Annotated in this window: 9 protein-coding genes; 4 read left to right on the top strand and 5 right to left on the bottom strand. The window is 71.5% G+C overall.

The features are described 5' to 3' along the window. Nucleotides 1-24: 24 nt before the first annotated feature. Nucleotides 25-516, top strand: a complete 492-nt coding sequence (locus WMF46_RS15280) for a hypothetical protein (RefSeq protein WP_437986283.1) — start codon at nucleotides 25-27, stop codon at nucleotides 514-516. 139 nt (nucleotides 517-655) lie between these two features. Here WMF46_RS15280 and WMF46_RS15275 read toward each other — a convergent pair whose 3' ends face one another. Then, nucleotides 656-2,869 carry an MYXO-CTERM sorting domain-containing protein gene (locus WMF46_RS15275; RefSeq protein ID WP_437986282.1) on the bottom strand — a complete coding sequence of 738 codons (2,214 nt, stop codon included), beginning with the start codon at nucleotides 2,867-2,869 and terminating at the stop codon, nucleotides 656-658. A 280-nt stretch (nucleotides 2,870-3,149) separates the two neighbouring features. On the opposite strand from WMF46_RS15275, the gene epmA reads away from it, so the two are divergent. Beyond that, a complete protein-coding gene (gene epmA, locus WMF46_RS15270) occupies nucleotides 3,150-4,475 on the top strand; it encodes an EF-P lysine aminoacylase EpmA (protein ID WP_437986281.1) in 1,326 nt (441 codons plus the stop codon). Continuing rightward, nucleotides 4,472-5,023 (top strand): hypothetical protein, encoded by a 552-nt coding sequence (locus WMF46_RS15265; RefSeq protein WP_437986280.1) that lies wholly within the window; start codon nucleotides 4,472-4,474, stop codon nucleotides 5,021-5,023. Before epmA ends, WMF46_RS15265 begins: the two co-directional genes overlap by 4 nt. 72 nt (nucleotides 5,024-5,095) lie before the next feature. Here the strand turns inward: WMF46_RS15265 and WMF46_RS15260 are convergent, their stop codons facing one another. Then, complete coding sequence (locus WMF46_RS15260; RefSeq protein WP_437986279.1) at nucleotides 5,096-6,088, bottom strand: hypothetical protein; 993 nt, start codon at nucleotides 6,086-6,088, stop codon at nucleotides 5,096-5,098. 113 nt (nucleotides 6,089-6,201) lie between these two features. Here WMF46_RS15260 and WMF46_RS15255 point away from each other — a divergent pair, with 113 nt between their 5' ends. Beyond that, nucleotides 6,202-6,594 carry a DUF423 domain-containing protein gene (locus tag WMF46_RS15255; RefSeq protein WP_437986278.1) on the top strand — a complete coding sequence of 131 codons (393 nt, stop codon included), beginning with the start codon at nucleotides 6,202-6,204 and terminating at the stop codon, nucleotides 6,592-6,594. Between the two features lie 27 nt (nucleotides 6,595-6,621). Here WMF46_RS15255 and WMF46_RS15250 read toward each other — a convergent pair whose 3' ends face one another. The 3 genes from WMF46_RS15250 to WMF46_RS15240 all read right to left on the bottom strand — a co-directional run bounded on the left by WMF46_RS15250 (nucleotide 6,622) and on the right by WMF46_RS15240 (nucleotide 12,264). Beyond that, a complete protein-coding gene (locus WMF46_RS15250; protein WP_437986277.1) occupies nucleotides 6,622-9,942 on the bottom strand; it encodes an efflux RND transporter permease subunit in 3,321 nt (1,106 codons plus the stop codon). A 1-nt stretch (nucleotide 9,943) separates the two neighbouring features. Then, nucleotides 9,944-11,212: an efflux RND transporter periplasmic adaptor subunit gene (locus WMF46_RS15245; protein WP_437986276.1), complete on the bottom strand. Its 1,269-nt coding sequence runs from the start codon at nucleotides 11,210-11,212 to the stop codon at nucleotides 9,944-9,946. Between the two features lie 164 nt (nucleotides 11,213-11,376). Then, nucleotides 11,377-12,264, bottom strand: coding sequence for a hypothetical protein (locus tag WMF46_RS15240; RefSeq protein ID WP_437986275.1), 888 nt, complete (start codon nucleotides 12,262-12,264; stop codon nucleotides 11,377-11,379). Nucleotides 12,265-12,515: the final 251 nt, after the last annotated feature.

The following is a 12,515-nucleotide window of genomic DNA, read 5'->3' as shown; positions in this document are numbered from 1 at the left end:
CCTGGTTCTGCTAGACCAGCGCGCGTGAAAGCCCCGAAAACATCGCGCAACGCCTTGCGCCCCGCGCTCCTCCTGGCCGCGCTCGCCGCGGCGATCGTCGCCTCCGCCGCGAGCTGCAGCCAGCAGCGAGAGGGCGAGCCCTGCGAAATCGCGAACGGCAACGATGACTGCGCCGATGGCCTCGAGTGCATGGGCATCGGTCAGCAGCAGCAACAACATCGTTGCTGCAGACCGGATGTGATCACGCAGGTCTGCGATCCCAACCAGAATCCGACGACGAGCAGCGTGAGCAGCGTGAGCAGCACGAGCGGCGGCGGCGGTGGCACCGGCGGCAACGGGACGGCCGGGGGCGGCGGTACAGGCGAGGGAGGAAGCGGGGGCGGTACGGGTGGCGCCGGTGGTACGGGTGGCGCCGGTGGTACGGGCGGAGGCGGTGGCGGCGCGGGTGGCGGTGCCGGCGGCGCGGGTGGCGGCACCGGCGGCGCGGGCGGTACCGGCGGCGCGGGCGGACGCTAGCGCAGCGAAGGCAGCCCCCGCATCCCACCCACAGAAGCGACAGGCGCGAGCGCTCCAGGCCTCGCGCTTGCGTCGAGGGCAGGCGGCGCACGTCGATGCGCCGCCCGCGGCGTGACGCCAGCGGCCTCAGGCCCTCACTTCAGCCCAGCTCGCGGCGCGCCCGCGCACGCCGCCTGAGCACGGCAGCTCCGGCGAGCGCGACCCCCGCGAGCGCCGTCCACGGCGCGACGGGCGCGCTCGGCTCGGCGGCGCGGCAAGCGCACCCCGCGACCGTCTCCGGTTCGGGATCCTCGATCGGATCGGTCGGATCCGGCGTCGCGCCGCCCGTGGAGCCGGCCGGCTCCGGCTCGACGGGCTCCGTCGGATCGACCGGCGGCTCCAGCCCGAGATCTTCGCTCTCCACCGTCACGGACGAGGACGGACAGTTCTTGTGGCCGATCACCAGGTAGTACGTCTGCGTGGGATCGAACGGCGGATCGGAGGTCTCGTCGATGACGAGCTCGCCGTCCGTCTCCGTGATCCCCTCGACGCTGTAATCGTAGTTCGTGGCCTCCGGCAGGAGCTCGCCCAGCGTGAAGCCGACGTGCCGGCCGGCCCTCACGTAGATGCTCCACTCGACGTCGTTCCCACGGTCGGGATCGAGCTCCACGGTGAAGCGGACGCCCTTCGCGGCCCGATCCGGCTTGCTCTTGAAGTGGAAGAGGCTCTGCAGGCTGAGCTGCGAGCGGTAATCCGCGCACGACGCCCCCGAGCCGAAGACCAACGAGTCGATCCCGAACATGTTCGTCGTCTGCGACTTGCCCCCGGTCAGATCGAGCACCTCCTCGCAGTCGTCGAGGCCCCGGCTCTCGATCAGCGCGTCGACGGCCCCGGCGTCCGCCTCCGTGAGCTCACCGGCGGTCACCAGCTTGCCGGTCGCCCTCTTCAGCGCCTTGGCGAAATCGCCGAACGAGGCGTTGGGGGTCAGCAGCGTCACCGTGCCCCAGACGAGCTTGTCGCCCACCTTGGCCCCGAATTTCTCGCGCAAGGACCACGCGAGGCTGCCGATCAGCTCGCCGTCCTCGTGCACCTCGCCCACCAGATCGCCGGGGCATGTCTTGGTGTCCTTCGCGAGGTCGCGCGCCATGCCGAAGGGCGCCAGCGTCGCCTCGCCGAGCGTGGAGTCGCCGTTCACGGTGCAGGCGAAATAGTCCGCGATGCCCTCATCGATGCTGCCGGCCCAGGGGGAGAGCCCGTATTCGTTGATCGCAAACTGCCCCCCATTGTAGCCGACCGCGTTGGCGGAGACATAATGGGTGAACTCGTGGAGGAACACGTCGGAGTCGTCCGAGAAATCGAAGAACGAGCCCTGGCCGATGGCGATGAGGTTCGGCGCGCGGAAGGGCTCGCCCACGCCCTCTCCCGAGAAGAACGCGTTGTCCATCGGCCGGCCCGCCTCCAGCATGTTGGCGACCGCGACGAGCTTCCAGCCAGGCGCCCCCATGTCGATCTGGTGGGTCGACACGAAGTAATCGCGCATCCGGGTGAGGTGGTAATAGATGCCGACCTGCGCGAACTGGTCGTGCGCATCCTCGGCGCTCGTCGGCGGATCGTAGAGGAAGTCCTCCCCCGCGTTCGGCCCGACGCTCTGCTCCAGCGTGAGCGCGACGCCGCCGGTGAGGTCGCCATCCACGTAATTCACCACCTTGAAGTTGCCGTTCCAGCCGCTCAAGGTCTGGGGATCCGCCGCGTCGAGGCTGCTGAGCTCGAGATCCTGGACCTCGGGCGTGACCGCCGAGCTGATGGGGTAAACGCGCCCTCGCGCGTGCACGGCCAGCGAGCGCCTGTGGACGAGCTTGCCTGTGTGCGCGTCGACGAGGTAGCGCTCCCCGCCGCGATCCGACCGGACATCGACGACCCAGACGAGCTTGCCGCCGGTCTCCGCCTCGGGAAACACGGCGAGCGCCGCGTTCGGCCGCTCCGCGAGCGTCATCCCGTAGGTCGCCTCGACCGCGCGCCGCGCGGCCTCTTCCCCGTGAGTCGGCGTCGTCGCGACCGACAGGTCCCGCGCCACGTCGAGCACCACGACCTCCGCGCGGTTCTCGCGAGTGAGATCGATCGCCACCGCGGCGCCGAGCACGGGCAGTCCGGCGTGGACCTGCCCAAACCGGACAGTGCGGTGATCGCCATCGACGAGCTCGCTCTGGTAACGCAGCGAGACGCCCTGGAGGCGGAGGTCTGAAGCGGCGTGCTTCAGCGCCGCCTCCGCCGCGCCCCGCGCGCCATCCGTGCCGCGGAAGGACAGCGCCGTTGCCGGCGAGCCCTGCCGCAGCGTGTGCCACTCCGACGCGGCGGCGGGCCCCGCAGACGCCAAGGCTGCGAGTGCGGTCAACGGAAGCAAGAGCGGCAGTCGTCTCATGGGTTCATCTCTCCGGCTGGATTTCTGCTGGCTTTCTGCAAGCAGCGCTCGCGTGAGGCGCGGCAGGGCCGGACCGACGAGCGCGACCAACGTAACGAGTTGCGTTGGCTCATCAAGGAGAAGCGACGCGACGTCCTCGTGGAAAATCAAGGAGTTGTGGCCGCGATTGCCTCGTTACGTGACCTCCCTGGTCAACCTGCGTGGTATGTCTCCGGCACCTTCAACGCAGGCTCCCGTGGCTCTCTCTGAAACAAACACCTCCATTGGATTCCCGGCGACGTTCGCCCCGAGCGACATCGTCTCCGCCTGTTCCCCGTGCCCCGCCCGTCCCTCCGGTGCGCCGCTGCCCGGCAGGGTTCGCGTCGGCGGCCGCGTGCTCGAGGTCGCGGAGGGCGCGGTCGTCCTCGGCGACGCGTTCGGCGCGCTGCGCGTCGCGCTCGAGGGCGCGCTCGCGCCGCCGCTCGAGGTCGGCGATCTCGCGATCGTCGAGGGGGCGCCGGCGCCGGCGCCGACCGACTGCGCGCTCGCGTCCGCGCGGCTCGTCGAGCGGATCGCGCCCCGGAGGCCGCCGCGGGCGCGCGCGGGCGCCGCCGCGCCGCCGTCGAGCGAGACGGAGCGCGCGATCCATCGCGGGCGCGGCGCGGCGCTCGCCCAGCGCGCGGCGGCGCTCGCCGCGGTGCGGGCGCTGTTCGCCGAGCGCGGCTTCCTCGAGGTGGAGACGCCGAGCATGGTCCCCTCCCCCGGGCTCGATCTGCACCTCGACGCGTTCGCGGTGCAGGCGGCGCGCCCGACGTTCCTGATCACGAGCCCGGAGTACCAGATGAAGCGGCTGCTCTCGGGAGGCGTCCCGCGCTGCTTCCAGCTCGCGCGCTGCTTCCGGCGCGGGGAGCTCGGGGACAGGCACAACCCGGAGTTCACGATGCTCGAATGGTACCGCGCCTTTGCCGGCGTGGACGAGGTGATGGCCGACACCGAGGCGATCGTGCAGCGCGTCGCGGGCGCGCTGGGCGCGGATGGCACGATCTCGACGTCCGGCAAGCAGGTACGTTTGGAGCGGCCGTTCCCGCGGATCTCGATCGGCGAGGCGTTCGCGCGCTGGGCGGGCGTGGCCGCGGACGACGCGATCGCGCTCGCGTCGAGCGACGAGGAGCGCTTCTTCCGCCTGCTCGTGGACGCGGTGGAGCCGGCCATCGCCGCGCTGCCCCATCCGGTGTTCCTTGTCGATTTCCCCGCGCCGTTCGCGTCGCTCGCGCGGCTCAAGCCGAGCGATCCGCGGGTCTGCGAGCGGTTCGAGCTGTATGTCGCGGGCGTCGAGCTCTGCAACGGCTTCGGCGAGCTGACCGACCCGGTCGAGCAGCGCGCGCGGCTGCTCGCCGATCAGGCGGCGCGGGCCGCCCAGGGCAAGCCGGTCTATCCGGTCGACGAGCGCTTCGTCGACGCGCTCGAGGAGGGGATGCCGCCCGCGGCGGGCAACGCGCTCGGGGTCGATCGCCTCGTCGCGCTGTGCCTCGGCGCCGCGTCGATCGGCGACGTCCTCGCGTTCCCTCACGGCTGGCTGTGACCGGCGCGGCGGTCCCCGACGGCGACACGCGCCTCTCACCGGAGGTCCTGTCGCAGCTTGCCCGCAAGTACCTCACGCTCGCGGAGCTCCGGCGCGCCCGGGCGGCCGGGGAGCCGATTCCGGGCAAGGAGGTGTTCCGCGCGCTCGCGGGGGAGTTCCCCGGCGCGCTGAACGAGCTCGACAACCTGCCCTTCGACGAGATCGAGCGGCGCCGCGACGCGCTCTCACGGGCCCTCGCCGGGGGCCCGGAAGAGCGCTGGATGGCGTGGATGCACGGCTACCACACGCTGATGCGGGCGGCGCTCTACGTGAAGATCCGCGTCGCGCGTCGTGAGGAGCTGTCCGACGTCGCCGCGGCGGCGCTCGCGGAGCGGGCGGCGAGGCACGCCGGCACGCCGATCGACGTCGCGTTCGTGATCGCGGTCAAGGCGCCGCCGGACGGCCGGCTGAACCGCCTCGTCCTCGGCCGGCTCGCGACGACGTTCGGCACGTCGATGGCGGAGATCCGGGGGACGATCTTCCCGCGGCGGGGGGCGGCGGGCGGCTGACGCGCGGCGCGCTCGGCCGAGCACGCGGCGCTGGCTCGCTGGCAGGGCGTGCGCCGTTGGTCCGCTGGACCGTCACGAGGCCGTGGCGGTGAGCCACATCGAAAGATCGTCTGCGGAGAGGTCGAGCACCACGTCGCCCACGTTCTCCGGGCCTTCTGCGTGCAGGCGCTCGTGGAGCCGGCTTCGCTCCGCTGCCGTGAGCGGGCGCCCCAGTCGCCGCTCGACCTGGTGCGCGAGCAGCGCGAGGCCCTTCTCCAGCCCTTTTTCTAGCCCCTTCTCCAGCCCTTCCTTGAGCCCGGCCGCCTTGCCTTCCCTGTAAATCGAGTTCTGCATGACGATCTCCCGCGGCAGCAATGATTTTACCACATCTGCCAGGCCACGCTCACGCGTGTCCGCTTCGGCCAGGGCTACCATCGCCGCTCCGAGCTCCGCAAACTGACGCTCGCCGGAGCAGGCCCGGAGCGTTTCGATCACCTGGCTCAGCTTGCTGCCATCCGCATCCGCGGCCAGGGGCGCAAAGATCAGCCAGAACGGGCTTCCCCGCGCCGCCAGCTCGGCCACCGTCCGCTGATAGACCGCCTCGATACGGAACTGCACGCCGGAGAACGGCTCATCCAGTGACGATGTCCGATACGCGCCGTGCGTTGGCCACGGCGCTTCCCGGCCAGAAAGGACCACCACCACGCTGTCGATCGGCGTGGGTTGCTGGGCCGGGGCGCCTTCGCTCGCCCGCGCCTCGTCCGCCACCGCGAGCGCCGTCAGGCAATGGTACTCGAACACGCGGAACGGAATCTCGTCCCCCATCGCCAGCGTCCACTCGGCGTGGAGCAGCCGCCGCTCGCCGCCCACCTTCACGGCGAGCGCCCGATCGAGCCGCCGCTGGCGGCCGGTGACCTGCGTGTCGACCCAGCCCAGCGGCTCGATGGGCCCGGCCGCGCCGAGCAGAGCGCGCGCGACGTCGTGCGGGAACTGCCGCGACACGTGGCGGAGGATCAGATCGACGTCGTCCGGCGCGTCGTCCTGCCTCGTGCTCTCCCTTCGGCGCCTGCGGCCTCGCTTGCCCATGTCGACGGACCGTCCTCCTGCACCTCGAACATCGGCGCGAGCCCGCCGCAGTTGCGCACCCAGCCAAGCGCCCCCCGTGACGAGCTCCGGCCATCGGCTAAGCTCCGCGCCCGATGGAACGTCTCTTCTTCCTGCTCTCGGGCGTTTACGGGTTCCTCGCGGTGGCGCTCGGCGCCTTCGGCGCCCACGGGGTCAAGGCGACGCTCGACGCGGAGCCGGACGGCGCGCTGCGCCTCTCCTGGTGGCAAACGGGCGCCCAGTACCACCTCGCCCACGCGCTCGCGCTGGCGCTCGCCGCCCACCTCGCCGCGCGCACCGGCGGCACGGCGGCGACGGTCGCCGGCTTCTGCTTCGCGGGCGGCGTGCTCCTCTTCTCCGGCAGCCTCTACGTGATGACCCTGACCGGCGTCCGCGTCCTCGGCATGGTCACGCCGCTCGGCGGGCTGCTCCTGCTCGCGGGCTGGGGCGCGGTGGCCGTGGCCGCGCTCCGGATGGCGAAGGGCTGAGGCGCCGGGCAGCGGGCGCCGCCGCGCCTACGTCGTCCTGCGCGCGAAGAGCCGGCCAAACCGCGCCGTCGCGCGCTCGCGGAGGGATGCCACGCGGGACCGGACCCGCCCCCAGCGCTCGCTGCGCGCGAGATCGTCGAGCAGCGAGTACGAGACCGGCGTGACGATCAAGGTGAGCAGCAGGCTCAGGGACTGGCCGCCGATGACCACCACGGCGATCGTCTGGCGCTCCTCGGCCCCGGGCCCCGTGCCCAGCCAGAGCGGGAGCATGCCCGCGACCAGGGCCAGCGTGGTCATCAGGATGGGCCGCAGCCGATCGCGGTTCGCCTGGAGGATCGCCTCCTCGCGCGGCACGCCCTCGCCCCGCAGCTTGTTCATGTGGTCGACCTGGAGGATCGAGTTCTTCTTCACCACGCCGAACAGCACGAGGAAGCCGAGCGCAGAGTACAGGTTCAGCGTGTTCCCGGTCGCCCACAGGCTGAGCAGCGCGAACGGCACCGACAGCGGCAGCGAGAGCAGGATCGTCACCGGGTGCACCAGGCTCTCGAACTGCGACGCCAGGATCATGTACATGAGCACGATCGACAGGAGGAACGCCCAGATGAACTCGCCGAACGTGCGCTCGAGCTCCGCGCCGCGGCCGCGCACGCTTGTCGTGTACGCCGCGGGCATGTCCATCTCCCGGGCGGCGCCGCGCAGCGCCTCCAGCCGGTCGGCGAGCGCGTAACCGGGGGCAACGCCGGCGCGCAGGCTCGAGACCCGCTGGCGATCGAGCCGGTCGATGCGCGATGGGCTCCTCGCCTCCTCGATGCGCACCAGGTTGTCGAGCCGCACAAGGTCGCCCCGGAGCAGCGGCGTCCCGGCCGAGGGCGCCGTCGCGCCGCCGGCGCCGCCCGGCGACGGCGCGGCCGGCGCGCGCGCCGTCCGGGGCACGTAGAGGCGGCGGACGGCCGCCACCCGATCGCGATCCTCCTCGATGAGGCGCAGCTGCACGTCGTAGTTCTCGTTCTCGGCCTCGTCCCGGAAGCGCGAGACCGCCTGATCTCCTCCCACCATCAGGCGCAGCGCGGTCGCGATGTCCTGCGTCCGGACCCCGAGCTGCGCCGCGCGATCGCGCTCGATGAGCACCCGGAGCTCGGGCCGGTCGATCTTCAGCGTCACGTCGGCGTCCACGATGCCGCCGAGCTGCGCGGAGCGCTCGCGGAGCTCGTTCGCGTAACGCTCGAGCTGCTCGATGTCCGGGCCCTGGATCGCGAAGTCGATCTCGAAGTTCCCGCCGCCGATGTTGAACGACGGCACGTTGCGCACCGAGATCCGGAGATCGGAGTACTTGCGCAGCTTGCGCCGCACCTCCTGCATCACGTCCTTCTGCGAGTAGTTGTCCTTGAAGGCGCGCCACGGATGGCCGGAGAACGTCTCCCTGAGCAGCCGTGTCAGGGAGAACGTGCGCTCGTCGTGCGGGGCGATCCGCACGAAGGCCTCACCCGCGCTGACGCCGCCCACGAAGCCGCCGCCCGCGGTGGCGAGCACGCTCCGCACCCCGCGCACCCCGCGGACGTCGTCGCTGATCTGCCGCATCACGTCGTCCATCGCGCCGATGCTCGCGCTGAGCGGGGCCGTGACGCGGATCTCGAACTCCGCGTCGTCCGCGCCCGAGGGGATGTACTCCTGCTTCACGAGCCCGTAGAGCGGCACGGCCGACGCCATCACCAGCGCGCCCGAGACGGCGACGAGCGCCCGGTGCCGCATCGCGAACGCGAGGGCGCGCGTGTATCTGGCCTCGAGCCTCCCGTAGAAGCCCTCTCGCGTCGCCGCCCCGCCCCCGCCGCCGTGCGCTCCCGCCTCCGCCACCCCGTGCGCGCGGGCGCCCTCCTCGCGGAGCAGGCGCGCGCTCATCATGGGGGTCAGCGTGAAGCTGACGAGCAGGCTCACGAGGATCGCGACCGTGGCCGTGATCCCGAACTGGAACAGGAACCGCCCCGAGATCGACGACATGAACGAGACGGGGACGAAGATGACGACGAGCGACAGCGTCGTCGCGAGCACGGCGAGCCCGATCTCCTGCGTCGCGGCCCTGGCCGCCTCGAAGGAGTCCATCTTCTTCTCCTCGACGAAGCGGAAGATGTTCTCGAGGACGACGATGGCGTCGTCGATGACGATGCCCACCATCAGCACGAGCGCCAGCATCGTCACGCTGTTCAGCGTGAAGTCGAGCAGCCACATCATGCCGAACGTCGCGACGACCGACGTCGGGATGGCGACGCCCGCGATGATCGTGGACCGCCACGACCGCATGAAGAGCAGGACGACCGCGCACGCGAGGATGCTGCCGAGGACGAGGTGCACGTTGATCTCGTGCAGCGCCGTGTAGATGTAGCCCGACTGATCGCGGATCACCTCGAGTCGCACGTCCTCGGGCATCTGCTCGGAGAGCTTCGCCAGGTTGGCCTTCACGGCCTCGATCACCGCGACGGTGTTGGCGCCCGACTGCCGCACGACGTCGAGGACGACGGTGGGCTTGCCGTCGAGGCGGGCCAGCGAGCGCTGCTCGTAGGTGCCGTCCTCGGCGCGGCCGATGTCGCGCACCCGGACGGGCCGCCCGTCGACGGTGGCGACGACGAGATCGTTGAACGCGCCCGCGTCCTCGATGCGGCCCATCGTGCGCAGCGTCCGCTCCTCCTCCTTGCCCGTGACGTTCCCCGCGGGGATGTTCGCGTTCTGCTGCACGATCGCGTCGCGGACGGCGGTGATCGGCAGGCCGTACGCGGCGAGGCGATCGGCGTTCAGCCAGATCTTGATGGCGCGCTGCTGCCCCCCCACGACGCGCACCTCGCCGACGCCCGACGACCGCTCGAGCTGCACCCGCACGAGCTTGTCGGCCACCTCGGTGAGCTCCCGGATCGAGCGATCGGCCGAGAGGGCGATCGACATGACCGGGGTCGAGTCGTTGTCCTGCTTCGCGATGACGGGCGGATCGGTGCCCACGGGGAGCCGGCGCAGCGCCGCCTGCACGCGATCGCGGACGTCCTGCGCCGCCGAGTCGATGTCCCGGTCGAGGTTGAAGGTGGCGACGACGACGGAGGTTCCGCTCGTCGAGATCGAGCGGAGCTCGGCGATCCCCTCGACGGTGTTGACCGCCGCCTCGATCTCCTCGGAGATCTCCGACTCGACGTCCTCGGGCGCGCCGCCGGGGAGCGTGGTGCGGACCGAGACCGTCGGCAGGTCCACGGCGGGGAAGCGATCCACGCCCAGCTTGAAGTAGGCCACGGCGCCGACCACCACGAGGGCGAGCGTCAGCATGGCGGCGAAGACGGGCCGCTGGATGCAGATCCTGGCGAGCGCTTGCACCCTAGCCCCCCTCCACCACGCGCACCGGCTGCCCCTGCTGGAGCGACCCGGGCCGGGCGACGACGGACTCCCCCACCGCGACGCCGGACACGATCTCGATCCGATCCCCCGACGTCTTTCCGGCGGTGACCTGCTTCTCCTTCGCCTTGCCGTCCTCGACCGTGATGACCTTCGCGAGGCCGGCGAACCGGACGACGGCGGTCGCCGGCACGGTCGGCACCGGCCTCGAGCTCACGACGATCTGCGCGCTGACGAGGCTCCCCGGCCGCAGGTGGCCGGGGTTCTTGATGTCGCTCTCCACGAGCAGGGTGCGACTCTGCGGGTCGATCGCGGGCGCGAGGCGCGCGACCGTCCCTGGATAGGTGGCGCTGTCTCCCTGGAGGGTCACGCGCACGGGCTGGCCCGCGCGCACGGCGGCCGCCTCGAGCTCGGGGATGGCCACGCGCAGCCGCAGCGGGTCGATCCGGACGACGTCCACGATCGGCGCCCCCGCGGCGAGGTACTGGCCGACGTTCGCTCTCCGCACCTGGACGACGCCATCGAGCGGCGACCGCACAAGGGTGTCGGCAAGCTGCTGCCGCGCCATGCGCAGCTCGGAGCGCCGCTGGCGGACGGCGGCCTCGCGGATGCGCACCTCCTCCCGCGCCGACTGCACGGCGGTCTCCGCGCGGACCGCCGCCGCCTCGGCCGCGTCGAGGTCCATGCCCGACATCAGCCCTTCCCTGGCGAGCCCCCGCGCCCGGACCTGGTTGGCCTGCGCTTCCTTGAACGTCGCGAGGGCCTGCCTCACCACCGCCGTGCCCTCGATATCGAGCTCGCTGTCAGGCCCGTCCGGGGGCAAGCCGAGCTGGGCGCGGCTCTGCGCCAGCGCGGCCGTGGCCTGCTCGATGCGCAGCTCGTAGTCCCGCGCCTCCAGCTGAGCGATGACCTGATCTCGCTGGACCGGGCTCGCCAGGTCGACCGAGATCGAGGCGAGGCGCCCGGCCACCTTGGCCCCGAGCGTCACCTGCTCATCGGCGTCGAGGGTCCCCGAGATGTCGATGGCCTGCTCCATGACGAGCTCCGTCACGGGGGCGAGCGTCACCTCCTTGACGCTGGCCGCAGGCTTCTCCGCCTTCGCGCCGCCGGGCTGGGACGCTCCCTGATTGCACGCGAGGCACTGCAGAGCGGCCGCGAACGCGACCGCCGATGTCCAGAGCACCCTTGGCGGGCCGGAGGCGCGGTGACGGGAGTTTTCGGGCTGGCGAAGCTCGGGAAAGACAGTCCACATGGCGGCGGCCTCAGATGACCAGGAACGCCCCCCCGAGCGCGTGTTCGCCGCAGGATAATGACGGCATCAAGGTTGGAGCGCAACGTGCGCTCGAGCACGCCGCAGCGGTGTCCGCTTCGCGAAAGCGGCTGGGATCGGGCTCTCGATGTGTCGGATCGCTGCCGTCAGGTCGATTCAGGCTCAGGCTCAGGCGCTGCCGGTGTCGGGCTCGATCCGGTCGTTTCGGGCTCATCCTGCTTCACTGCGCGCCGACGCGCGCGGGCACGCGCGCTCGATGTGCGGAAGAGCGCGAGCACCTTGCGCTCGTCGCGGTAGACATAGCGGCCTGCGGCGCGGATCTCGTCCATCGCCTCGCGCAGCCACCAGAAGGCGCGATTCCGGAGTGCCATCGCGGCGTTGCCCCCGGGATCGACGGCGCGCTCCGCCGCGCCGCTGCCGAGCGCCGCGGCGAGCTCACGGGCGCGCTCCGGGGCGCGCTTCGGTAGATCGGCCCTGGCCAGCGCGTCGCGGTGCTGCTCGAGGAGCTCGGCGAGCTGGCTCAGATCGCTCACCAGGTCGGCGACGCCGGTGCCAAGGAGGATCCCGTCGACGCGCCGCTCCACCTCCTCGTCCGCCGCGAGGAAGTAGCGGAGCGCCGCGATGGCGTCGCGCTTGAGGGCTTCCGCGTCCTTGCGCTGCGCGCGCAGGTCGGAGGAGAGCGGGAGCGTGCGGACCTCGGTCCAGGCGGACTCGGCGGCGGCGAGCAGGTCGCGCCGGGCAGAGATCGAGGTGCCGACCTCCTTCGAGAGCCTGCTCTTCTTGTAGATCTCCTTGCCGAGCTTGCTCAGGGCGACCTCGAGCTCCCGCGCCTCCTGCAACGTAGTGGAGACGGGGTGGTCGATCGGCGCCTCATAGGCAGGATCGAGATCGAGCAGATCCTGCCGCTGGGCGGCCGTGAGCGTCGACTTCTTCTTCTTGCCGCCGCGCTGCGGCTCAGCGGAGGGCTTCTCGCCCTGCGTGTCCGCGTCCGAGGCGGCCTCGGTTCGTGACTTCTTCTTCTTTTCGCTGGCCATTGGCGTGAGCGTACGGCAGCTCGCGCCATGCGGTCGAGCGTCAAGGGCGCGGGCTGCCCTGGCGGCCTGCCGCGGGGGTCTTGCTGCGCGCCTCGATGATCACCGTCAAAGGACTCGAGTTCGGCTCGTCCATCACACCGGGTCGAGGGACTCCGCCTGCGCGGCGCGCAGATGACTCTCGATCTCATCGAACCGCATGATGACCTGGTTCCGCCCACCAGGAGTCCGGCCAGGGATCCGGAGAGAGAATT

The organism is Sorangium sp. So ce117 (assembly GCF_051524395.1).
Taxonomy (GTDB): domain Bacteria; phylum Myxococcota_A; class Polyangia; order Polyangiales; family Polyangiaceae; genus Sorangium; species Sorangium cellulosum_B.
This window is presented reverse-complemented; position numbering and strand designations above follow the sequence as displayed.

Bases quoted from the DNA above. Each gene is read 5' to 3' on its own strand.
- WMF46_RS15260 (WP_437986279.1), bottom strand. From the start codon at position 6,088: ATGGGCAAGCGAGGCCGCAGGCGCCGAAGGGAGAGCACGAGGCAGGAC.
- WMF46_RS15255 (WP_437986278.1), top strand. From the start codon at position 6,202: ATGGAACGTCTCTTCTTCCTGCTCTCGGGCGTTTACGGGTTCCTCGCG.
- WMF46_RS15245 (WP_437986276.1), bottom strand. From the start codon at position 11,212: ATGTGGACTGTCTTTCCCGAGCTTCGCCAGCCCGAAAACTCCCGTCAC.
- WMF46_RS15240 (WP_437986275.1), bottom strand. From the start codon at position 12,264: ATGGCCAGCGAAAAGAAGAAGAAGTCACGAACCGAGGCCGCCTCGGAC.